General features: G+C 43.1%; 20 protein-coding genes and 1 tRNA gene. 8 read left to right on the top strand and 13 right to left on the bottom strand.

The genetic code is table 11. From position 1 onward, the window contains the following. Window positions 1-7 precede the first annotated feature (7 nt). The 5 genes from OO016_RS09110 to OO016_RS09090 form a co-directional block, all read right to left on the bottom strand. A complete protein-coding gene (locus OO016_RS09110; RefSeq protein WP_266012732.1) occupies window positions 8-1,441 on the bottom strand; it encodes a YfcC family protein in 1,434 nt (477 codons plus the stop codon). Between the two features lie 137 nt (window positions 1,442-1,578). After that, window positions 1,579-2,049: a YybH family protein gene (locus tag OO016_RS09105; RefSeq protein WP_266012730.1), complete on the bottom strand. Its 471-nt coding sequence runs from the start codon at window positions 2,047-2,049 to the stop codon at window positions 1,579-1,581. A 94-nt stretch (window positions 2,050-2,143) separates the two neighbouring features. Then, complete coding sequence (locus OO016_RS09100; protein ID WP_266012729.1) at window positions 2,144-2,650, bottom strand: hypothetical protein; 507 nt, start codon at window positions 2,648-2,650, stop codon at window positions 2,144-2,146. Between the two features lie 38 nt (window positions 2,651-2,688). Then, window positions 2,689-3,699, bottom strand: coding sequence for a cyclase family protein (locus OO016_RS09095; RefSeq protein ID WP_266012726.1), 1,011 nt, complete (start codon window positions 3,697-3,699; stop codon window positions 2,689-2,691). Between the two features lie 219 nt (window positions 3,700-3,918). Further along, window positions 3,919-4,311 carry a DUF302 domain-containing protein gene (locus tag OO016_RS09090; protein ID WP_266012723.1) on the bottom strand — a complete coding sequence of 131 codons (393 nt, stop codon included), beginning with the start codon at window positions 4,309-4,311 and terminating at the stop codon, window positions 3,919-3,921. A 389-nt stretch (window positions 4,312-4,700) separates the two neighbouring features. On the opposite strand from OO016_RS09090, the gene OO016_RS09085 reads away from it, so the two are divergent. Then, window positions 4,701-6,497, top strand: coding sequence for a pectate lyase-like domain-containing protein (locus OO016_RS09085; protein ID WP_266012720.1), 1,797 nt, complete (start codon window positions 4,701-4,703; stop codon window positions 6,495-6,497). A 142-nt stretch (window positions 6,498-6,639) separates the two neighbouring features. On the opposite strand, the gene OO016_RS09080 is transcribed toward OO016_RS09085, so the two are convergent. The 4 genes from OO016_RS09080 to OO016_RS09065 form a co-directional block, all read right to left on the bottom strand. Beyond that, entirely contained in the window at window positions 6,640-7,569 is a 930-nt protein-coding gene (locus OO016_RS09080; protein WP_266012718.1) for a TolB-like translocation protein, read from the bottom strand. Between the two features lie 59 nt (window positions 7,570-7,628). Further along, entirely contained in the window at window positions 7,629-7,763 is a 135-nt protein-coding gene (locus OO016_RS09075) for a hypothetical protein (protein WP_266012715.1), read from the bottom strand. A 16-nt stretch (window positions 7,764-7,779) separates the two neighbouring features. Continuing rightward, window positions 7,780-8,535, bottom strand: a complete 756-nt coding sequence (locus OO016_RS09070; RefSeq protein ID WP_266012713.1) for a DUF6090 family protein — start codon at window positions 8,533-8,535, stop codon at window positions 7,780-7,782. A 485-nt stretch (window positions 8,536-9,020) separates the two neighbouring features. Then, a tRNA-Ser gene (locus tag OO016_RS09065) sits at window positions 9,021-9,108 on the bottom strand. A 107-nt stretch (window positions 9,109-9,215) separates the two neighbouring features. Between OO016_RS09065 and OO016_RS09060 the strand changes: the two genes are divergently transcribed. The 7 genes from OO016_RS09060 (at window position 9,216) to OO016_RS09030 (ending at window position 16,630) form a co-directional block, all read left to right on the top strand. After that, entirely contained in the window at window positions 9,216-9,968 is a 753-nt protein-coding gene (locus OO016_RS09060) for a sulfite exporter TauE/SafE family protein (RefSeq protein ID WP_266012711.1), read from the top strand. A gap of 315 nt (window positions 9,969-10,283) precedes the next feature. After that, window positions 10,284-11,543: a TolB family protein gene (locus tag OO016_RS09055; protein ID WP_266012708.1), complete on the top strand. Its 1,260-nt coding sequence runs from the start codon at window positions 10,284-10,286 to the stop codon at window positions 11,541-11,543. Between the two features lie 143 nt (window positions 11,544-11,686). Then, window positions 11,687-13,342, top strand: a complete 1,656-nt coding sequence (locus OO016_RS09050) for a PorP/SprF family type IX secretion system membrane protein (RefSeq protein ID WP_266012705.1) — start codon at window positions 11,687-11,689, stop codon at window positions 13,340-13,342. Between the two features lie 231 nt (window positions 13,343-13,573). Beyond that, the gene (locus OO016_RS09045; RefSeq protein WP_266012703.1) at window positions 13,574-13,720 is read left to right on the top strand and encodes a hypothetical protein; all 147 of its coding nucleotides are present in this window, start codon (window positions 13,574-13,576) and stop codon (window positions 13,718-13,720) included. A 233-nt stretch (window positions 13,721-13,953) separates the two neighbouring features. Continuing rightward, the gene (locus OO016_RS09040) at window positions 13,954-14,583 is read left to right on the top strand and encodes a response regulator transcription factor (RefSeq protein ID WP_266012701.1); all 630 of its coding nucleotides are present in this window, start codon (window positions 13,954-13,956) and stop codon (window positions 14,581-14,583) included. Window positions 14,584-14,786: 203 nt separating this feature from the next. Further along, window positions 14,787-15,431 (top strand): NAD(P)H-dependent oxidoreductase, encoded by a 645-nt coding sequence (locus tag OO016_RS09035; RefSeq protein WP_266012696.1) that lies wholly within the window; start codon window positions 14,787-14,789, stop codon window positions 15,429-15,431. 8 nt (window positions 15,432-15,439) lie between these two features. Next, on the top strand, window positions 15,440-16,630 hold the full coding sequence (locus OO016_RS09030; RefSeq protein WP_266012694.1) for a DegT/DnrJ/EryC1/StrS family aminotransferase: 1,191 nt from the start codon (window positions 15,440-15,442) through the stop codon (window positions 16,628-16,630). Between the two features lie 11 nt (window positions 16,631-16,641). Here the strand turns inward: OO016_RS09030 and ribB are convergent, their stop codons facing one another. The 4 genes from ribB to OO016_RS09010 all read right to left on the bottom strand — a co-directional run bounded on the left by ribB (window position 16,642) and on the right by OO016_RS09010 (window position 22,293). After that, window positions 16,642-17,784 (bottom strand): 3,4-dihydroxy-2-butanone-4-phosphate synthase, encoded by a 1,143-nt coding sequence (gene ribB / locus OO016_RS09025; RefSeq protein WP_266012692.1) that lies wholly within the window; start codon window positions 17,782-17,784, stop codon window positions 16,642-16,644. After that, window positions 17,771-19,219 (bottom strand): LptF/LptG family permease, encoded by a 1,449-nt coding sequence (locus tag OO016_RS09020; RefSeq protein ID WP_439649312.1) that lies wholly within the window; start codon window positions 19,217-19,219, stop codon window positions 17,771-17,773. The genes ribB and OO016_RS09020 overlap by 14 nt, the downstream gene beginning before the upstream one ends. Window positions 19,220-19,291: 72 nt before the next feature. Further along, window positions 19,292-19,936 carry an outer membrane lipoprotein periplasmic chaperone LolA1 gene (gene lolA1 / locus OO016_RS09015; RefSeq protein WP_266012690.1) on the bottom strand — a complete coding sequence of 215 codons (645 nt, stop codon included), beginning with the start codon at window positions 19,934-19,936 and terminating at the stop codon, window positions 19,292-19,294. Next, window positions 19,933-22,293 carry an FtsK/SpoIIIE family DNA translocase gene (locus tag OO016_RS09010; protein ID WP_266012688.1) on the bottom strand — a complete coding sequence of 787 codons (2,361 nt, stop codon included), beginning with the start codon at window positions 22,291-22,293 and terminating at the stop codon, window positions 19,933-19,935. The genes lolA1 and OO016_RS09010 overlap by 4 nt, the downstream gene beginning before the upstream one ends. Window positions 22,294-22,335 lie beyond the last annotated feature (42 nt).

Raw genomic sequence — 22,335 nt, 5'->3', positions numbered from 1 at the left:
CAAATTTCTATTTATAACCTATTAATATGGCAACGATCATTGTAGCTACAGCCAATATCATCAACGCAGTAAATATTGGGAATACGAACCGTATCCATTTATTAAATGGCACGTTGCCAACCCCGAGCATGGCCAAGAGGACCCCATTGGTTGGTATGACCATATTTGAAAAGCCATCACCAAAAACATAAGCCAGTACAGCCGTTTGTCTTGATAACCCGAGAAGATCTGATAAAGGGGTCATTAAAGGCATAGATACTAAGGCCTGACCAGAGGCTGAAGGAATAAAAAAGTTAAGAAACGATTGAAAAGCCAACATACCAATAGCCGCAAGGGATTTTGGTAAAGCAGATAAGGCCGATGAAAACCCGTATAGAATAGTATCCATGATCATACTTTCCTGCATGACAATGCTTATTGCCCTGGCTACTCCAACAATTAAGGCAGGAATGATCATTGACTTTAGGCCATTTACAAAATGCACCATAGCCTCATCTCCGGAAAAATCGCTTATTAACATGGTTACAATTCCAATAGCCAGAAAACCAGCTGTCATCTCAATGAGGCCCCACCCCATGAACTGAACAGCAGAGAGAATGCCTGCATATCCAATTACCAGTACCACTAATATCCTGATGTGGATTTTTGTAAGTTTTACATGTTCGATTTTTTCACCGCTGGTTACTTCCATTGAATCTGTCAAGGAAACTCCTGTTCCATTTTTAATTTTTTTACCATATCTAAGCAGGTAGAAAAACCCCATAAAAATGGCAATAATAAATACGATAAACCTTAATCCCATTCCACTGCCAATCGGTAATTCCGCAATTTGTTGGGCGATCTGAACAGTGAAGGGGTTGGTTGTTGCGGTTGACCAACCTACATATACGGGCAAAACCCCAAGGGCAAAGCCAAACATACGATCATAGCCATTTTGTTTGGCAAGTATTATAAGAATGGGAATCATTGGAATGAGTTCTATATAAATTCCCATAAATGCACTCCCGGTGGACACTAAAACGTAAATAAGAAAAAACAGGATAACAGGTTTTCGCTCAAATCGTTTAATCAAACCCGAAAGAAAAGCATGTATGGTCTTGGTTTCGACAATAACACTGAATACCGCTCCAATCATAAAAATGAAGAAGATAAGGGATGCCGATTGTTCCAGGCCTTTGGGCACTGAGGTAAGAACGCTAAAAACAGAGGTTGGTTCGGCGTGACCCTCAACCCTGTCTTCCAGTAATACTCCTTTCGGAGAAATATGTTTCGGGATTTGATTGTAACTTCCGGAAATTACCACACTTTGTTCTATTTTGTTAATCACCTTCTTTTGTCTTTTATAAACACCAGAAGGAATGACATAACTCAGAACAGAGCAAACAACGATAATGGAGAAAAGGAAAATAAAGACATGGGGCAGTCTTAATTTAAGCTTCATGAATGTTTGGTTAGATTGTTTTTACAATTATAAATAAAATACTTACTGAATTTGTTTTCAGAAGGTAAACTGTGTCGAATTTTTCTGAAGAATTATATCGTTGATTATAGGTAATATGCAGCCCTTTTCAGTTTGGGCTATTTTTTCTTATCAGGAAACCAGGTATCCCTTAAGATTTTCCATTTCCCGTTGTCTTTTTTCCAGACCAATAGATATCTACCGCTGCTAACGACGGTTCCGTTTGCATGAGACCAGGTTCCGGTACCATCTTCCACTAGTAACTGGTCATTTCCCCATAATTTGGTGGTTTTAAAACTGGAACCGGTAATACTATCCCGGATCATACTGCCAAAAACCCTAATAATATTATCCCTTCCCACTGTAGATGGAATAATTTCTGCATCTTCCGTATACATATTTCCCAAGGCTATTGAATCCCCATTTTGCAAATGATTTTCGTATTCCCAAAGTCGTACTTCAATTTCTTTTTCAAGAGAAGGCAAATCGGTTTGTTCAGATTCCATATTCTTTTCAGTTCCTTTTTGTTCACAACTGGCCAAAGAAATCAAAAGGATTAATACGGTGAAGGAGAGGTTTATTCTTTGCATGGTAGTCTAATTTAATTGGTATAAAAGCTTTTGTGCAATGGTATTTCGCATGAACCTTAGAGCATTTATGGATTATATACCTTGTCCTGACTTTTTATTTTTTATTTACTGATGGTTGATTAGTGAGGTCTTTTATCGTGGGGTAAATGTTTTCTGGTTTTTCAATCTTTTCAAGAAAATCCCGGAAATCCTCAGCAAAAGCCATTCTGCGGTGAATCCACCATTCCTGGGTTCCCTTGTGGTGGAAATAACCGGTCATTGTATTTAAGTGACTCGACCAAAGCTGTTTATCTAAAACGGATAGCTTGTGCTGATAATACATGTTTTCCCAATGTCTGAAGAGTTGAATGAACATAAAATTAGCAGTTCTTTTGTCATCTTCATCCATATCCTCCCAGGAATCTACGGCCCTTTCCATTAATTCGCCTAACCCTGGATTTTCAATCAATTGCCTTAAATATTCCATATTAGTGGTATTCAACGAATCAGAATAATTGGCTTTCACAGCAGTGGTATTTTTCTTTATCTGATAGGCGAGAAAAAAGACAGACAGGATAACGCCGAGGCTGGCAATAGTATTTATAATTAGTTCATAGTTCATTTAAATCGGCATTACAGGTGTTTCGATATCATGCGTTTCTATTTTATTGCTATGGGATTAATTGGTGATCCGACAGCTCCCGGTATGTTAAGAGGTTGGCTCGCGAGAAAAAATTCATAAACACCATCTTTAGCACAATCTTCAGCGAGCTCCTCCAGCCACCATATTTCTCCAATATACACCCCCAGGTCTCTCAATATATTTCCATGTAAGGGTGAGACGGTCTTGGGCTCTATTTCGTTAGGAGTTCGTTCAACACCAATATTATCGGCAGCTATAGCCGATATTTCTTTTTCCTTGATCCAGCTTACAACGTCTTTTACAATTCCGGTTTGTGGATTAAAATAATTTGATCGTGAAGAAAGGTCATTGTACCACATAGGCACCACGCCTGTTCGTAGAATTATTATGTCACCTTTTTTCACTACAGTCCCCTGTTGTTCCAGGGCACCCTCCACATCTGCACGAGTAATGCCATAACCAGGTGAAAGGGTACCCCCTTTATATTTTAAAATATCTATTAAAACCCCCCTTCCAATCAGGGACTCTTTCACATTTTCAATACCCAGTTTTGCCGCACCTCCTAAAGCTCCGCTTACAATTGACTTCTCTGAATAACCATTGTAAAGTTGGTCTCCGTACCAGCCATGAGACAATGCATCCCACTGGGTAGAACCTTGCAGCGCCATGTAGATGTAGTCATCAGCAAACTTCATTTTCCCTAAGATCGGTTCAGTGTTAATGCCTGTTGCATAATCAGCCCCTGCTATATCCATGGTATGATGGGGTACCAATCTTCCGGGCCAAACAGGGCCCAGCTTGTCTATTGGAATTGCCAGGCTAAATGTTTTGCCTTTTTTTATTAGTTGGGCCGCTTCGATAATAACCTCAGGAGTGATATAATTTGCAGCTCCCTTTTGATCCTCTTTTCCCCATTTCCCCCAATTGCTTATTTCAGAATGTGAGTATTGTGCGGGGGATTGCTGGGCATTTATAAGAATAGGAATTAAAATGAAGGTCGCGGCCAGAAAAAGTACTCTATTTTTCATGTTTCAATATATTGGGATTCGATAATTGCAAAAGTTCCTGGCTACATCTGCACAGCTTTAGACAGGATGACAGACAAGTTAGGCCTGGAGCGATAAGCATGTACCCTCCAGGATTGATTTAATCACACCTAAGATAGGAAATATAAGGAAGGCCAGGGGAAACGATGCGATTGTTTTCCAAATGGCACAGGACTGCTATAGATGCTAATGTAGCGATTATTAATCCAGGGCGTTAATTACATTTTTAAGTTTCTGCTGAACCTCTGATGCCAGGCTTCCCAAGGTTTTATTTTCAACCGAACTCATTGAGGCTATGGGATCCACAAGTGAAACTTCAACGTCTCCATTCTCATGTTCTTCAACCACTACATTGCAGGGAAGAAAAACCCCTATTTTATCTTCACTTTTCAGTGCTTTGTAAGCAAAATGTGGATTGCAAGCTCCTAAAATTTTATATTTCTTGAAATCTACGTCGATCTTGTTTTTTAACGTTTGTTGTACATCAATTTCACTGAGGATGCCAAATCCTTCTTTTTTTAATTCCGCGGTTACTTTTTCAATGGCTTCATCAAAACTGACGCCAGCCAAAACCTTATTAAAATAGTAGCTCATAGATTCATTACTTTTTTTGGATCAAAACCATCCTGGCCCTCCCTGTCCAGCTAATACCGGTACTTAAAACGAGAATACCCGTTATTCTAAAAGCAAAGACCGGCCAGGAATTATTTACAAGTACCTAAGATATGAAATTAGGAGAAGCCATAGGGAGCAACCAGTGCCTTTACGACAGGCAAAGGCCGATTACTGCCTTTGTTATGTACAATTTATGCGGTCTTTTTAAAGTGCAAGAGTCCGTTTACAATAGCGATCAAAAGAATAATCCTTCCCTTCTGTAAAGGGAGAAAGAACTGAAAGGTCGTATGGCTTTGAGTTAAGCCCTATTGCCCTGAGATATAATAAGCGTATTTTGTAACTTTTAGTTATAAATCTCTTTAGTTATCATGAGGACTAATTCTTCTGTTTGCTACCTTCCAATAGCCTTAACTTACTTATTTCTTGTCATATTGAGCATGGCCAGTGGATGTTCCAGTCCGGAGAAAAGTCAAAACATCCTGGACACATCTGTATACACCTCTGTATTTGGGAAAAATGTTCTCGTGTTTGACAATTCTATGGATATGGATCATATCAGGGAGACGCTCCATGCTTTACACCAGCAGCAACAGTACAATGAATTTGGATCCGAGCGATACGCACTGCTGTTCAAGCCGGGAAACTATGACCTGGATGTTACTGTAGATTATTATGTTCAGGCACTGGGCTTAGGAAGATATCCTGGCGATGTTGTCATCAACGGATCTGTACAATCCATTACAACCACCAGTGGCAACGGTGTAGCCAACAAGGTAACAACCATGTTTTGGCGGGGTGCTGAAAATTTTAAAGTTGTACCAAAGGATAATAAAATGATCTACTGGGCAGTATCACAGGCAGCGCCGTACCGTCGTATGCATGTAGCAGGGGATATTAATTTTGACAAAGGTAGCTGGGCAAGTGGTGGATTGCTTGCCAATTCCCTGGTTGAAGGTCGTGCTGGATTAACATCGGGACAACAGTGGTTGACAAGGAATTCCAAAATAACCTCCTGGGAAGGAGGAAATTGGAACCGCGTATTTGTGGGTGTGGAAGGTGCACCAGGTGATTTATGGCCGGACAAACCAACGACTGTAATTGACAAAACACCAGTAATTCGCGAAAAACCCTTTTTAACTTTAACTGGGGCCGGAGATTACGCAGTTTTTGTACCCTCACTTCAAAGGGAAACTTCCGGCCCAACCTGGATAAACAGCGATGAAAAGGGAGAACTACTACCCATAACCTCTTTTTATATTACTGATCCTGAAAAAGATAATGCGGCCTCCATAAATCAGGCCCTGGCAGCTGGCAAAAATATGCTCTTTACGCCAGGCATATATGAGCTGGATGAAACACTTGCCATTACAAAACCCAATACGATAATATTGGGCCTTGGATTACCTACACTTATTCCTCAGAATGGAATGGTTGCCCTCAGGACAGCTGATGTGCCCGGAATAATAATGGCGGGTTTTATGGTAGATGCAGGACCTGTATTATCCCCTACACTTATTCAAATTGGCTCTGAAGGCTCCGATGTGAGTTTTCCTGATAATCCCATCTCCCTTCACGATATCTATTGCAGGGTTGGTGGTGCAGTGGTTGGCAAGGCTGAAACAGCCTTGACGATCAACAGCAACCACGTGATTGGTGATCATTTCTGGTTATGGCGGGCAGATCACGGGGTGGGAACTGAATGGATGGAAGGTCAAAATAAGCACGGCCTTGTTGTAAATGGGGATCATGTGACGATTTACGGCCTGTTCAACGAGCATTTTCAATCTTACCAGACCCTTTGGAGGGGAGAATATGGTAGTACATATTTTTACCAATCTGAAATACCCTATCATCCACCCAGCTTTGAGCAGTGGAATGATAATGGAAAACCAGGCTGGGCTTCTTATAAGGTGGAGGATTTTGTTCAATATCATGAGGCATACGGCCTTGGCATCTATAGCTTTTTTAGTGGAGAGCCTACGGTCTCTAATAAGGTAAGGCTGGAAAACGCAATGGAAGTCCCGGATAATCCAGGCATTGTTATCACCCATATCGCCACTTTTGCCGGACTAAACGGGGGGATTAATCATCCCATAAATGGTTTCGGGCCAGCGACTGAGATCAGGGAGCTAAAACTTTACACTGGATTTAAAGGGGGGCGATAAACTACAGCCGAAAAGAATGTTGATATAATAGAAATGAAACCTAACGGCGTCGCTGATGATTTTGCCCTGACCTCTGTTATATGTTTATAGTTTCGTTTTATCACCTGAACCGCTAATACATATACACATTATTAGCAAATGTTTAATTCGATTTTGTATTGAAAAGTACATCGGCATTTACCCAATAAACTTCTCCTTTTTCAACACCAGCCCATCCCTTTTTTTCGGGGTTATTATATCTTCTGGAATAGATGAAATATTTTCCGTCAGAAGACATATAAGGACAGTAATAACGCCAGTTGCTTTCATATTTTAAAGGTATTTCTTCTGGTTTAGTCCATTCACCATCATGATTAAACGTTATTTGAAATTTACCCTCTCCATTAGTAATCGCATACTGCTCATCTGGTGAAACATATGTTATTAGTTCTTTTTTCTCTGTCCTGGTATTTATGATAACAGGTGTTTCAAATTTTTCATTTCCTAAATATTGTGCACGATATGTCTGCATCCCTCCTTCACTACTTGGTCTGTTTGAGCGAAAATATAAACTCCCATCCGCTGTAACTACAGGATAGGTTTCTATATATTCGGTGGAAACTGAAAAATCTACTTTGGAGGCCAATTCCCATTTACCATCTACTTTTTTACTCTTATAAATGTCTGGTGGTATCCTGTAAAGTTCTTCTCTGGTAACATCATTTTCATAAAGTTCAGGGTCTACACCGAGAAAATACATGGTCTTCCCATCTTTGGTAATTGTGGGGTCACAAGCAACTGAAAATAAGACATTATCGTTATACATTTTAATGGGTTTAATGTCAGACCACTTGCCATTAATTAATTCAGAATGGTGAATAACAAAGCTGCTGTCCACAATTCTTGAAAAGAACATTTCTGTATGGTCATAATTAAAAACTACATTAAGTTCAATATTGTCAGTATTAACCATTGATGGTGCAAATAATTTAGGAATTGTAGAGGGAGGATCTTGGTCGAAATATGAAATAGGGTTGTTTTTACAACTAAAAAATGTTGCAATGATTAATGAAATCGATAAAATTTTATTCATTGTGGTAAAAATTTGCTAACGGTCCCCTAAACCGTAAGTTTTAATTGTGGTTTACGTTGTTAGTGGCCTTCCTTCTTCTCACCACATGAAATTAGTTTGCAAGCGTCCCAGGGAAATGAAAGTTTCTGGATATAGTTCACTCTCTCCTCATAGGTTACCACCGCATAATTGGTTTGTCCGGTAAAAGTGAGCATTAATTTGCGCGCAATATTAGTCAGCCTGGCCGAGTTGTTTCCCAATTAACTCTTCTATCTTTATGCAATAATTCAATAGTGCTCTTTCTTCAATAAGCCCTTCTTCGCGAAAAATAAGAAGTAGTCCAACTACATTTTCAAATTCTTGATTTTTGAATAATGTTGCATAATCCTGTTCATGTTTACTCTTGCCTATTTTTGGATAAATATGATCCCACCGATTAAGGATAGATATATTTTTATCGATCAGAGGCCATAGTCTTTCATGTTTAAGTCGTCTATAGCCCAAGGTCGTTTCATTTACATCTTTAACACGATCTTCAAAAGATAAGATGTATTCCCTAATCGAGTCACTCCTTATTATATTTACACCTCCTGATTCTATGGTCGATTTAATGCTTCCGATTGCTGGGTCATATGACCAATTAAAATCCATCAAAAACATTAAAGTATCCAAATTGTTAATTTCAAGGTTATTCGCATTATATCTAATCGTTGTCAAAAGCTCTGTTCCTGCATGTGAGCCTTCTTCATGACTTTTTATTGCTATTTTAAGTTGGTCAATATTCGACATCAACTCTTTTCTAATATTTATCAGTAATTGTTTTTCCAGTTTTCTTTCATTGGATTTTGATATTTGATCATTTATCGCAACTGCAAGCAAAACTCCAATCACAATTAAAATGATTTCTCCGATTGCATAAATTAGATACTTCCTGAATTTGTTTTCAGAAAGTAATCTTTGTCGGATTTTTCTAAAGAATTTTATCATTGTTTTTTGGTTGGTAATAGTTTCTATTCCCAAGCTTCATTGGAGGAATAATGAAGAAAAACGTGTTATATGCAATCTAATATAGCATTTTATCCCTCGAAGTTTCAGGATTAGGATTTATATGAAGATTCACTCGCTTCGCTCGTGCATCCCGGGGAGGGTCCTGCCATGAAGAACCCGCAGGGCTTGCACGATGGATTGTTTGTTCTGAGAATCCAATGATAAAGGGATTCACTCACTTCGCTCGTGCATCCCGGTAGGGGGGGGGCTGCCATGAAAACCCGCAGGGCTTTCGCCCTGCATTTTTTCTCAAACAGCAGTTTATAAAGGGATTCACTCACTTCGCTCGTGCATCCCGGTAGGGGGGTCCTGCCATGAAAACCCGCAGTGCTTTCGCCCTGCATTTTTTCATTTCTTCGAACAAACTCAAACGAGTTTGGTTTGTTCTCTTAAATAAAAAAACCCGCTTAACAGCGGGTTCTTCATGGCGGAGGAAGAGGGATTCGAACCCCCGGAGGTGTGACCCTCAACAGTTTTCAAGACTGCCGCATTCGACCACTCTGCCATTCCTCCTAATGCGGCGCAAATATACTAAGCTTTTTCGTTTTCCTAAATACTTTCCCGGGTATTTATTCCATTACCATGAATGTTATTACAGCTTAACCCCTTATTTTTAGCCCATGGAAGAATGGTACCATTATCTATTGTTAATAGGAGTAGGCTTTGTAGTGGGCTTTATCAATACCATTGCAGGCGGGGCCTCCCTGATCTCCCTGCCCGTACTCATCTTCCTGGGATTACCTCCCAGCGTAGCAAACGGAACCAATCGTGTAGCTATTGTTATCCAGACCGCAATTGGCGTAGCCGGGTTTAAAAGCAAAGGGGTTTCTACCTTTCCCTACAATCTGTACCTAGGCCTTTCTGCCCTGTTCGGGGCCATCCTGGGTGCCTACATAGCCGTGGATATTCGGGGTGAAACCTTTAACCGTATCCTGGCCATCATTATGATCGCCGTGGTGCTGCTTATCGTATTCAAACCGAAAGTAAGCCTGGCCGACCTTGAAGAACGGATTACCGGCAAATACCTCTGGATTGGTGTAATTGCCTTTTTCTTTTTCGGGATATACGGTGGCTTTATCAATGCCGGGATAGGATTTATCATCCTGCTGTTCCTCAACCAGGTGAACCATATGACCCTGGTCCGTGCCAATGCCACCAAAGTGGCCGTGGTCTTTATCTATACCCTGTCTGCCCTCGCCGTTTTTATTTATAATGATAAAGTACTCTGGGAAGTGGGCCTGGTACTCGCCATAGGAAATGGGGCAGGGGCATGGCTCTCCAGCCGAATTTCAGTTGCAAAGGGAGACGGCTTTATCAAAACCTTCCTGGTGATCATGGTGGTCCTCATGGCAATCAAATTGTGGTTTTTCTAAACCTGGATTTTATTTCCTCTTATTAGGTCTAAAACGGCAGTTCTTATCCCATTATTTGGGTAAGCAAGTCGTTAAACTGTCATTTTTACCGGCAAAATAACCATGAAGTCATGTCATAGTTCTGAAATGAAATCCAAACAGTTTCTTTTGGCGGATAAAATTGACATTTCCCCGAAACTGGCAAAAATTCATAGGGTTTTCTTTAATTTTTAACAAAAAACAAGGCAAAATCGACCAAAACCTGTGAAAAATTCATAATGCTCACTTCAACACTCTTTCGAAATTTGGCCAGACAAACCCCCAATATCTTGTATTATGAATCGAATAATAACCTACAGCAGAGTGCTAGCGTCTCTCTTACTCCTGATGTGCTTTACGGTATCCGCTCAGCGGACGAATGCCAGTACAGAGTACATCAAAAAGAAGGAGGCGGAAAAGCGTATCAAGGATTACCAGAAGCTCATCAGGCTCGGTTATACAGACCAGGAAATCTTTGAAGATCTCGGAAATGTAAATTTCCTGTCCGAAAATTATGAAACAGCGGCGTTCTGGTATCAGAAACTGATCGATCTGAGCGGAGTAGATAATGTCTCCCAAAGCTATCATGAGCGATATCTCTATGCCAGGCAACAGGCCGGACTGGAAAAATCCGGACCAGAGGTGGCACAGCGTGACTGGTATTCCAGGATCAAGGAAGATTATCAGATAGACCAGGGCCCTGTTCAAGACGAATTTACACGTCGCCTGGCAGAGAATTATCAAATGCCGGAATTTGGCAGGAGCAACCAGGTCAGGAATGTAGTTGATATCCCCGATCATGAAACATATGCCAGTGTAGCCAGCAGGAAAGGTGCAAAATCGTACGCACCCCCCGTAGCGGTAAGCGCAGATGGTCGTACAGCCTATTTTACCAAAGTAGTTCATGTAAAACCTCTTTATGGTGTGTTTTCCAAAAAACAGCCCCTGACCAAAATATTCAGGGCCGAAAGGGAAGGTGATCAATGGACCAATGTGGAAGAAGTGGCGGTATGCCCAAAATACGCCTCGGCCATGCACCCAGCAATATCCCCGGATGGGAAACGACTTTTCTTCGCCTCTGATATGCCCGGCACCTTTGGCAAATACGATATTTATGTATCCGACATTAAGCGTGACGGAAGCCTGGGTACAGCCAAAAATCTCGGTTCTAAAGTGAATACGCGCAAAAATGACCTGTACCCAAGTGTGGTTGCTGATAACCTTTTATTCTTCGCCTCGGACGGTCGCGATGGATATGGCGGACTGGATCTGTATGCCGTACAGGTGGTTTCCAACCAGGTTGGACTGGCAATGAATATTGGCGCCCCCTTCAATAGCAGGGACGACGATTTCGCCCTGAAGATACAGGCAGACCAGGGACTGGCCTATGTGGTCTCTAACCGTGGCAAGCAGGCTACAGAACTGCAGGAGCTCGTTTTCTCCTATAAAGGCGATAGGCAGAATACACTTGCAGAAAACAGGAATCAATTCCTAGAGTTACTTCCTGCGGATATCAATACAGGACTCTCCAACACTGTATTTGAATATGAGGACTAAAAGTGCTGGAACCCTAGGTTCCCTACCCGGAGCAAGTATCCGGTACTAAAAAACACACAGCGATTATCTGGTGACCGGTTGCGGAGGCCCACTGGTAAAACAGCGGAAACTCCGCCTGGCACCCGATAAAAAAATACAACCCGATGAAAGCTTTTAAATTAAACCCAACGTATTGCATTCCCCTGCTGATTATGGCTTTTTCCCTGGTCACAGCAGAATCCAATGCACAGGAAACGGAGAATACGGCCAACTTCAGCAGCGTGAAGAGCCCTTTCCACAACCAGTTGTTTTTTAACCGCTTCCTGATTAACCCTACTTTTTCACTGGTGAGGGAGAACAAATCCTATCTCAACATCCTCCACAGGAATCAGTATGCCTCCTTTGAGGATAATATCCAGAACTATTATCTGGGATTCAGCAACAAACTGAATGAAAGAACCGCCCTCGGAATTGGACTTTACGGACAATGGGAGGGAGTAATGCAGGAGTTTGGCTTCAATGCCAATTACGCACGTGCCGTAAAACTCGGAGATAAAACCAGCCTTACCTTTGGAACCAACATCACCTATATCAGCCAGGGGATAGATCGTTCCAAGGTTATTGCCGCCACGAACGATCCTACCCTGGAAGAAACAGGGAAACAAAGCCAGATCGTGGTAGAACCCGGAATGGCCCTGAGTATGGGACGATTCGATGTAGCCTTGTACGCTACTGATCTGATCCGTTACAACCAGACTACCAATAACCTGGTAACAGGATTTAATACAAACAATTTAAGGGCGGCCCTGCAGTATACGCATCCCCTCAATGCAAGGTCCGGACTGTTTGAAAATGGCCGTATTATGCCCTTGTTGCAACTGGGAAAAGACCAGCAGGACCGCCTTGCCTATATTGGCTCCCTGCTGCTGGACCTGCCTAATTACGGATGGTTGCAAACCACCTATGACGAAACCTATGGCCTTTCCCTGGGGATGGGCTTTAACCTGAACCGAAGGCTGTCTATAGGCTACTTGATGGAAAAGGATATCACGGAAACCGGAGGAAACCTGGGGTGGAATCACGAGCTTTCCCTGGCTTATACATTTAAGGATGAAGATGCCAATTCCGATGGTTATGCGAGTAACAGCAAAGACAGGCAGATTGATCAGATAGTGCGCAATTACGAGGAGCAGATCCTCCAACTCAAGGCCCAGCAGGATAAGGCCACTACAGCAACCACCATAGTTGATGAGAGTGACCTGGCCATGGAAAACCGCCTCATCCTGGACGAACTGATCCTGAGACAGGATTCCATAGAACGCGCCCGTGACGTACAGTTTGAAAAGAAATTTGAAATGCTTGTTCGCCTGATCCGCAAGGAGATCAGGGATGGGGCACCGGCACCCCCGGGACCCGTTACAAAAGAACATAAGATCCCTACCGCTTTGGCGCAGACTGCTCCTGTTAAAACCAGGTCCAGCAGGCCCACTAAGCGCGACTTTAAAGAATTACCAATACGATCTAAAAATCGGTCGGATATCGTTGGAGTGTCATCTGGTTATTACTTAATTGCTAATGTTTACAAGAACAAAAAGTATTTAGATGCTTTCCTTAAGACGCTGAACCAGAAAGGTTTAAATGCAAAGCAATTTTATAATACAGAGAATGGGTTGTATTATGTATATCTGGCCGATTTTAATACTAAAGACGATGCTAAAATGGCATTTGTCAACAACCTAGACGGACAATATCGGGATGAGAAATGGATCATGGAGGTCTATAACCCGGTAGCCAGTGCCAGTGTTGAATTCAATGACTGATTAGAGGCACAGGCGAGATCCGCTTAATTAACTCGAAGGAGGATCCTTTTGCTAAGAGATAGCATTAGGGTCCTTTTTTTGTTGAAAATCAGACTGGTAGTTTTTATCAGTTTTCCCGATGAAATGCACGTTTACGGTGTTATACGTCGAAAAATCAGAAATTTCCTATGACCCTATAACTCGTTTTTGGTAATTTCTCCCCAATAACAGTACAACCCAAATCTCTGTTTTATGAATAAATTGTTCTACTTAACCCCAATTTTAAGGGAAGCATCTGGTGCTCCTCCCGGCGGTATCCATCTTCAGGATACGCAATTATCAACATTGGCTAAGGATGAAGTTTCCGGCTTAACCGTACCAGTTCAGCAAACCGGCTAGACCAGAAACATCTTTATTTCAATCCCTTAATTCACAAAATTTACCAATCGGATAATCCCGATGGAGGTAATCGTGTTTCCGGATACTATACTTCCTGAGCATTTTCCCGGTGTGATAAATTTAACTTCCTGAAATTCAATATGGTATTATTGGATACTGGGAATCTTATGGCTAGTGGATTTTTGGACCAATCAACTAATCTCAAACGTAATACAATCCCAAATTAATTCAATATGAATACTTCTACACTCCAAGTCATGGTAATTGACAACGACCCAAAGTTTCATGAAACCTACAGGTATTATTTTCATAATTACAATGAATTTAACCTGATCGGCATATACAATTCTGCCGAAGAAGCCCTGGAAGATTATCTCATGATGAACCCGGACATTGTACTTTCTGAAGTGAACCTTCCAGAGATGACCGGTATTGAAGCCATCTCAGCGTTCAGGAAACTGGACTCCGAGGCCAGTGTGCTGATGGTAAGCAATGAAAATGATTTCGAAACCATCAAATTGGCCTTTAAATTCGGGGCAGCTGGTTATTTAACCAAGCCAATCAGCGTTAAACGACTGCTGCATGCACTCAATTCAATAAAGGACGAGGGTGCGGCCCTGAGCAATGACATTGTGAAAAAGCTAATCGATACCTTCAGAAGGAAATCTTATAAATTCTTCTCGGAAAGGGAAAACCAGATCATCGAGCACCTCTGCCAGGGAGATACCTACAAAACCATTGCGAACAAATTGTATGTTTCTACCAGCACCATCAACTTTCATATTCAGAATATCTACCTGAAGCTGGATGTGAATTCCAAATCTGAAGCCTTAAACAAGATCCGGCAACTTGATTTTGCCTGATTAAAAAAGTATCCTCTTGCCGGTGACCCGGATCTGAAGCTATGGCTTTGGTCCGGGTTGCTTTTTGATATATGCAGGCAGAACCTCAGGGAAACCTCGGTCCTTATCTTTTTACCCTTTCCCGGAAAGGCATATTTGCGTTATTTTTGCAACGGGAAACAGAGCACATGATTTCCGTTACTTTTAAGGCAATTCTTATTTATATGAGTGATATAATTGATCGATTGGAGTGGCGCTATGCCGTGAAAAAATTCGATCCCTCCAGAAAGTTAAAGACAGAACAGCTGGATAAACTGAAACGGGCCTTTAATCTCACAGCCACCTCCTACGGCTTGCAACCCATCAGAATGTTGGTGCTGCAGGACCAGGATCTTCAGAATAGATTGCTTTCACATTCCTATAACCAGCAACAAGTAGCCCAGGCTTCCCATTTGCTCGTGTTTTGTGTTGAAACTAATGTGGATGGGGACTACGTAAAAAGTTATTTCGAAAGGGTTAAGGAGATCCGGGGCACCAGCGACCAGATCCTAAATCCCTTCCGGGAATACCTGGTCAGAGAATTCAGCAATAAAGATCAGAAGGAAATACAGGAATGGGCTACCCGTCAGGCTTACCTTGCCATGGGTAACCTTTTAACCATATGTGCCCTGGAAGAAATAGATGCCTGCCCCATGGAAGGGTTTGAACCTGAGGCGTACAATGAGTTGCTGGGCCTGAAAGAAAAAGGTTTGAGTGCGGTTTTGGTGATGCCGGTAGGTTACCGCGCCCAGGATGATATGTTCGCCGATTTCAAGAAAGTCAGGAGGAAGATGTCCAAATCCATAATTGAAATCAATAATTCCCAATAAATTAATCTATGCCTGGCTTTGAATTATTTGGCGATATGGAACGCAGGGAAGTGCAGAAAGTCCTGGACTCTGGTGTGTTGATGCGCTATGGTTTTGATGGTATGCGAAACGGGCAATGGAAAGCACGGGAGTTGGAGAAGGCCCTTGCCGAACGCATGCAAACACGGCATGCCCAGCTGGTGAGCAGCGGTACGGCAGCACTGACAGTAGCCATGGCAAGCGCTGGGGTTGGAGCCGGAGACGAGGTAATCCTGCCCACATTTACCTTTGTAGCCAGTTTTGAAGCCGTACTCGCCCTGGGCGCTGTTCCCGTTTTGGCAAATATTGACGATACGTTGACACTAAACCCGGAATCGGTAAGGCAGGCCATCAACCCGAGAACCAAAGTAATTATGCCCGTGCATATGTGCGGTTCCATGGCCGATTTGGGCGCACTTTCCGAAATTGCCAGGGAGCACAACCTGCTGCTCATTGAAGATGCTTGTCAGGCCATAGGAGGGAGCTATGCGGGAAAGCCCCTGGGAAGTATAGGTGATCTGGGTTGTTTTTCCTTCGATTATGTAAAGACCATAACCTGCGGGGAAGGTGGAGCCCTAATCACCAATAATGAAACCTATTACCGGCATGCGGATCACTTTTCAGACCATGGGCATGACCACAAAGGCAGTGACAGGGGAGCAGAGGGCCATCCGTTCTTAGGATATAACTATCGCATTTCGGAATTAAATGCGGCCGTTGGTGTTGCCCAGATAAAGCGTTTGGATTCTTTTTTAGAGATACAGGAACAAAATTATCGCATCCTGGAAGAAGCCATACGGGATATTCCTACTGTCTCTTTGAGAAGAGTGCCCCAAAGTGGTATTCAGAACTATTCCTTCCTTAATTTCTTTATGGATACTGGGGCCATGGCGCGCAAGGCCCATAAAGCTTTATTAGAAGCTGGAGTAGATGGTTGCTTTTACTGGTTTGATAATAACTGGCATTACCACAGGAAATGGGAGCACCTGAAAAATCAGGTTTCCCTGGGCAAATTGCCGCAGGAAGTTCAGGACAGGCTCAGCGGAATGGAAGATCAGGATTTTTCCCTTTCCGATCAATGGATGGGAAAGGCTATTTCTGTACTCATCAAAATTGGCTGGTCTGAGAATGAGGTAACCACTCGCGCAAGTCGCTTGCAAAAGGTGCTGAAGGGGCTATAAGCAGTTAAGGATTAATAAGGAACGTACTCCACGATTTCCAGGCCGTAACCTACAATACCTACCCTTTTTGCTTGTTTGGAATTGGTCATCAGGCGCATTTTACTGATATCAAGGTCGTGTAGTATCTGGGCGCCGATACCAAAATCGCGTGTATCCATTTCAATTTTTGGCGCCTTCTTAATGCCCTTCTTCTGATTTTCCTTTAATCCAACAATGCGTTTCAACAGGTTGAATGACTGGCTTTGCTGGTTGATAAAAACAATGGCGCCTTTGCCCTCTTCATTCAGTGCCTTGAACATATCGTCCAGCTTTTTGTCCACGTTGTGGGTAAGTGTCCCGAGTATATCGTTGTTAACCAGGGTAGAGTTGATTCGGGTAAGCACTGGGTCGTCGAGTTTCCAATTGCCCCTGGTAAGTGCCAGGTGCACCTGGTCGTTTGTTGTCTGCTGGTAAGCATGCAGCGTATACCGACCAAAACGGGTGTCTATTTCAAAGGATTCGCGTTTGTTGATGAGGCTGTCGTGACGCATGCGATAGGCAACCAGGTCTTCAATGGAAACCAGCTTGAGATCGAACTTTTTGGCAACTTCTACCAGGTGGGGTAGGCGGGCCATAGTCCCGTCTTCATTCAATATTTCAACCAAAATACCAGCAGGGGATAAGCCTGCCAGCCTGGCAAAGTCTACAGCAGCTTCGGTATGTCCGGTTCTGCGAAGCACACCGCCATTTTTGGCCTTTAAGGGAAATATGTGCCCAGGCCTTCCCAGGTGTTCAGGCCGTGTTTCGGGCCTTACAAGTGCCTGTATAGTTTTAGCCCTGTCATGCACGGAGATCCCCGTTGTGCAACCATGACCAATTAGGTCTACCGAGACTGTGAACTGGGTATGGTGCAGAACTGTGTTGTTTTCAACCATCATAGTCAGGTCCAGTTCCCTGCATCTTTCTTCGGTAAGGGGAGCGCAGATCAGGCCACGGCCGTGCTTGGCCATGAAGTTGATCATTTCCGGGGTTACCTTTTCTGCTGCGGCAATGAAATCTCCTTCGTTCTCCCTGTTTTCGTCATCAACCACAATAACAACCTTGCCCTGCCTGATATCGGCTATGGCTTCTTCTATGGTATTCAGCTGAATTTTAGTTTCCTTACTCACCATCATTACGCAACCTTTGCTTAATTCCTTTAAAAAATTTCCTAATCGGGTCTGTTAAATGCCCAAAATCCATCAGCCCCCGGTCTGCCGTGGCCCGCTTGGTCAAATAAATGCTCAAAGGTAACATTATTAGGGTAGATAGCCATGCTCCCAGTATGGGGTGGATATTTCCTTCTTTGGCATAATTGCCGGCAAAGACCCCAATAAAATAATAGGCCAGGAAAAGCACAATAGCAATAACCATGGGCAGGCCTAATCCTCCCTTCCGGATAATGGCTCCCAAGGGGGCCCCCACGAAAAACAGGATAATACAGGAAAAGGCCAGTGCATATTTTTTGTGGAGCGACAAAATATGCATATTGTAAATCTTATAGCGCCGCTGAAGCTCTTCTTTTTTGCCCTTGATTGAACTCAGGATATTGCTTACTGAGTTTTTGGCTGAACCGTAAATCTGTCCTTCCTGCCATTCCTTAAAAAGAGGGATAATCTCACCGGTAAACGGCTCCTTTTGCTCCGCTGAATCCTTTGCAACGACCTTTTCGGGGAATTCTATTTCTATCAGATCTTCATTAATCTTAGTCGTGTCGCTAATGGTATCACGGGGTCGCAGGGGTAAAAACGCACCCATCCGGGATGAAATGTTCTTGGAAAAAGCCGTTACAACCTTTATGTTATTTTCCTTTAGGGAATCGATATCTTTAGCAAGCCTGTAGATGTTCTTCATCTTGTCCGTGCGCACATTACGCTCTTCTTCCAGGTCCTGCTGGTTGTCCGGTAGCTCTATGTTTATGGTATAGGTATCAAAGACGGCCTTGGCGAAGGGAAATTTCTTCTGGTCTTGATTTGTCTTTGCTTCTATATCTTCATAATAATGTCCGTCTTTCAGGACCAGCTGAATAATATCTGAGCGTTCACTGCTGATCAATTCACCTGTTTTTGCCTTGATTACCGTTATATTTTTCTGTGCTTTGGATTTACTGTGGATGATGATCTTTTCAAGAAAACGGTCGTTCTCCCCGTATTTTCGGTCTACCTTGATGTTGCGACCCTCGAGGTCACTGAAAACTCCCTCCTCAATAGCCGCTGCAGGTTTTACCTTGGCGATATTTCTCCTGAGATTATAGATCTTTTGTTCCGAAGCGGGGATAACACTATTGGCAAAGTAGAAGGTTAACCCGCCCAGGAACGTTACAAAAATGATCAGGCTGAGCATGGAGCGCTGCAGGGAAATTCCCGAAGCTTTCATGGCGGCAAACTCATAGTTTTCCGCAAAAGTCCCGAAGGTAATAATGGATGAAAGCAATACGGTTAAAGGCAGGACCTTTTCCGTCAGGTTTGGCATCAGGTAAAAAAGAAATTTACCTATAATAATTATATCCAGGCCTTTACCTGCGAGGTCATCTATAAAGAGCCAGATCGTTTGAAAGATGAAAATAAACATCAGGATTACAAACGAGCTGCAAAAATTGTAAAGGAACCTCTTTAAAATGTATTGATCTAGAATCCGCAAGGTCTAATTCCTTATGATGTAGTACCCTTCTTCTTTGTACTTGTTTTCATCAAAGGTAAATAAGGTTTTGGACAAGGGCTGATTCGTTTTAAAAGAATTAACAGTGATGGTAGTCTTTGTGCCATTGGCCCCAGTCTCAATGAGCCGGTAGATGTGCTTGGTTTCCACATCAATTCCCAGCAAAATACTCTCAATTGTGGAATTGGTATCAATGGGGATCAGCTTTACAAACTGAATTTTCCTCCCCTGCACGTTCTGAAGGATGTCCCAGCTGTAGTTATGCCCTTTTTTATAGAAAGTGAGCATCTTGGATGGGGTAATAGTGTTTTCTTCATCACTCTGATCCTCAATGGTTACTTCCTCGTTTTCAGGCACAACCGTATATACTTTTTGTCCGTCGTAAAGCTGTATGGCACCTAGGTAGTTCAGCAGGTATTTGTCGCCCTGAAGGGTCACATTCCCTCGGGTTTCCTGGTTGATGTTAGCCTCGCTGTTTTCCAGGGAATATTTGAAATCGACTTCAATATTATCATAGCTCTTAACCTTGTTATAGACTTCGTCCAGCAAAGCTTTGGCCTTGTCAGATCCCTGTGCCCAGCCCAGTGCCGGCAATATGCCTATAAGCAAGTATATTATCCACTTTTTCATGTTTGTTGGGTTTCGTTGTTCAATAATTGTTCCAGAGCATACATATCAGGCACCAGGACCTGCCTGGCTTTGCTGCCTTCAAAGGGACCCACAATGCCTGCCGCTTCAAGCTGGTCGATGATCCGGCCTGCCCGGTTATAGCCCAGTTTAAGTTTGCGCTGAATCAACGAGGCAGATCCCTGCTGGGCGGTTACGATCACTTCAGCAGCTTCCCGGAACATAGCATCGCGGTCTTCAATAGCATAATCAATACTTGTGCCAGATTCATCTCCAACGTATTCCGGCAGGAGATGCGCTTCCGGATAGGCTCTCTGGGAACCAATATATTCGGTGATCTTGGCCACTTCAGGGGTATCTACAAAGGCACATTGCAGCCTGGTAATATCATTGCCCTGGGTGAAAAGCATGTCCCCTCGGCCTATGAGCTGTTCCGCTCCCTGGGTGTCCAGGATAGTCCTTGAATCGATCTTTGAGGTAACTCGAAAAGCAAGCCTGGCTGGGAAATTTGCTTTAATAAGGCCCGTAATTACGTTTACGGAAGGACGCTGGGTGGCAATCACCAGGTGTATGCCTATAGCCCTTGCAAGTTGAGCCAGACGGGCAATTGGCGTTTCAATTTCCTTACCAGCAGACATGATCAGGTCTGCAAATTCATCAATCACCAGAACTATGTAGGGCAAAAATTTATGCCCGTCGTTAGGATTTAGTTTGCGGGCCTTGAATTTGGTGTTATATTCCTTTATGTTCCTCACCATGGCCATCTTTAGCAGCTCATAGCGGTTGTCCATTTCTATGCAAAGGGAGTTCAGGGTATTGATTACCTGCTGGTTATCTGTGATTATGGCATCCGGGACATCCGGCAGCTTTGCGAGGTAATGCCTTTCAATCTTGTTGTACAGCGTAAGTTCTACCTTTTTGGGGTCTACCAGGATAAATTTTACTTCGGCCGGATGCTTCTTGTAAAGTAGGGAAGTCAATACGGCGTTGAGACCAACGGATTTACCCTGTCCGGTGGCACCCGCCATTAACATATGGGGCATTTTAGCCAGGTCTACTACAAAGGTTTCATTGCTAATGGTTTTACCAAAGGCAATGGGCAGTTCCATTTCCGCATTCTGAAATTTGGAGGAAGCAATAACGGAACGCATGGATACAATGGTGGCATTCTTGTTGGGCACCTCAATACCAATGGTTCCCTTTCCGGGGATAGGCGCTATGATCCTGATACCCAATGCTGCGAGGGACAGGGCAATATCGTCTTCCAGGTTTTTGATCTTGGAAATACGAATGCCAGCCTCCGGCACTATTTCGTAAAGGGTTACCGTAGGCCCTATGGTAGCTTTTATCTGGGAAATGCCAATTTTGTAATTCCTGAGGGTGTTGACAATGCGATTCTTGTTTTCCTCGAGTTCTTCCTGATTGATTGTAATCCCACCAGCTGCACCGTGGGTATCCAGCAGTTCCAGGTGCGGAAACTTGTAATTGCCCAGTTCCAGGGTTGGGTCATACTCCCCGAAATCCTCAACCAGTTTTTCGGCCAGGATGTCGGTTTCTTCCTTTTCTTCCTGTACGGTCTCCACTTCAATTTTAATGTCCGAACCAGCATCATCCTCGGTAAGGAAAGAGGACTCAGATTTTTCAGATTCTAAAACAGGGATGTCCTCTTTGTGTGTATACGGATCTGGAATTTCCTGTTCTGTTTCCGGTTCGGGCTCTAAAGAAAGATTGGTTTCCGTAACCGGGGTGTCAAATTCCTTTTTAACGGCCCTGGCCTTGGTGCGAAAGTACTTTGCGATTCCCTGAGGTGAAAAACGAAACAAACGTACCAGGATAATGGTCAGGCCAAATAATAACAAGAGCAATACTCCGATCTTCCCTGTATAATCCTGAAGGAAATCGTTCATTTCGTAACCAATAAGTCCGCCGAGCAATGGTTTTTCAAGCGCGAAGAAGCCCAGGGCAATGGATATCCAGATCAGGAATACCAGGCCCCAGATCCATTTGCTGAGCAGTCCTTTGCGATCAATCCCGAGAAACAGGTAAAGCCCTGTTATACACAGTAGAACAGGTAATATAAAGGAGGCCAGGCCAAATCCGCGGTACATAAAGAAATGACTAACGCTGGCTCCGAACTTGTTCAGGAGGTTTTCGGCCTGTTCATTGCGGTTGGAAAATTCCGTCAGCAGGCTCTGATCGGCCTGCCAGCTGAAATAAAAGGAAGCAAATGAGAAAAACAGTGCAATGCTGAAGAGGATCAGCAGACTTCCAAGGATAATCTTGTTTTGAGTAGATAGGGTCAAAGAAAAGCCTTTTTTCCCGGCTGATGATGTCTTCGACTTTTTTCTCTTTTTTGCCATGCAATCCTGCGCTTCTGTTACGCTAAAATACAAATTTCACCC

The organism is Lentiprolixibacter aurantiacus, from assembly GCF_026241225.1.
Taxonomy (GTDB): domain Bacteria; phylum Bacteroidota; class Bacteroidia; order Flavobacteriales; family Flavobacteriaceae; genus Lentiprolixibacter; species Lentiprolixibacter aurantiacus.
This window is presented reverse-complemented; position numbering and strand designations above follow the sequence as displayed.

Excerpts from the sequence above, each read along its gene's own strand:
- OO016_RS09045 (WP_266012703.1), top strand. The coding sequence starts at position 13,574 with ATGAATAAATTGTTCTACTTAACCCCAATTTTAAGGGAAGCATCTGGT.
- OO016_RS09035 (WP_266012696.1), top strand. The coding sequence starts at position 14,787 with ATGAGTGATATAATTGATCGATTGGAGTGGCGCTATGCCGTGAAAAAA.
- lolA1 (WP_266012690.1), bottom strand. The coding sequence starts at position 19,936 with ATGAAAAAGTGGATAATATACTTGCTTATAGGCATATTGCCGGCACTG.
- OO016_RS09040 (WP_266012701.1), top strand. The coding sequence starts at position 13,954 with ATGAATACTTCTACACTCCAAGTCATGGTAATTGACAACGACCCAAAG.
- OO016_RS09110 (WP_266012732.1), bottom strand. The coding sequence starts at position 1,441 with ATGAAGCTTAAATTAAGACTGCCCCATGTCTTTATTTTCCTTTTCTCC.
- OO016_RS09060 (WP_266012711.1), top strand. The coding sequence starts at position 9,216 with ATGGAAGAATGGTACCATTATCTATTGTTAATAGGAGTAGGCTTTGTA.
- OO016_RS09075 (WP_266012715.1), bottom strand. The coding sequence starts at position 7,763 with ATGCTCACTTTTACCGGACAAACCAATTATGCGGTGGTAACCTATGAG.
- OO016_RS09100 (WP_266012729.1), bottom strand. The coding sequence starts at position 2,650 with ATGAACTATGAACTAATTATAAATACTATTGCCAGCCTCGGCGTTATC.
- OO016_RS09030 (WP_266012694.1), top strand. The coding sequence starts at position 15,440 with ATGCCTGGCTTTGAATTATTTGGCGATATGGAACGCAGGGAAGTGCAG.
- OO016_RS09085 (WP_266012720.1), top strand. The coding sequence starts at position 4,701 with ATGAGGACTAATTCTTCTGTTTGCTACCTTCCAATAGCCTTAACTTAC.
- OO016_RS09055 (WP_266012708.1), top strand. The coding sequence starts at position 10,284 with ATGAATCGAATAATAACCTACAGCAGAGTGCTAGCGTCTCTCTTACTC.
- ribB (WP_266012692.1), bottom strand. The coding sequence starts at position 17,784 with ATGATGGTGAGTAAGGAAACTAAAATTCAGCTGAATACCATAGAAGAA.
- OO016_RS09095 (WP_266012726.1), bottom strand. The coding sequence starts at position 3,699 with ATGAAAAATAGAGTACTTTTTCTGGCCGCGACCTTCATTTTAATTCCT.
- OO016_RS09080 (WP_266012718.1), bottom strand. The coding sequence starts at position 7,569 with ATGAATAAAATTTTATCGATTTCATTAATCATTGCAACATTTTTTAGT.
- OO016_RS09090 (WP_266012723.1), bottom strand. The coding sequence starts at position 4,311 with ATGAGCTACTATTTTAATAAGGTTTTGGCTGGCGTCAGTTTTGATGAA.
- OO016_RS09020 (WP_439649312.1), bottom strand. The coding sequence starts at position 19,219 with ATGTTTATTTTCATCTTTCAAACGATCTGGCTCTTTATAGATGACCTC.
- OO016_RS09010 (WP_266012688.1), bottom strand. The coding sequence starts at position 22,293 with ATGGCAAAAAAGAGAAAAAAGTCGAAGACATCATCAGCCGGGAAAAAA.
- OO016_RS09105 (WP_266012730.1), bottom strand. The coding sequence starts at position 2,049 with ATGCAAAGAATAAACCTCTCCTTCACCGTATTAATCCTTTTGATTTCT.
- OO016_RS09070 (WP_266012713.1), bottom strand. The coding sequence starts at position 8,535 with ATGATAAAATTCTTTAGAAAAATCCGACAAAGATTACTTTCTGAAAAC.
- OO016_RS09050 (WP_266012705.1), top strand. The coding sequence starts at position 11,687 with ATGAAAGCTTTTAAATTAAACCCAACGTATTGCATTCCCCTGCTGATT.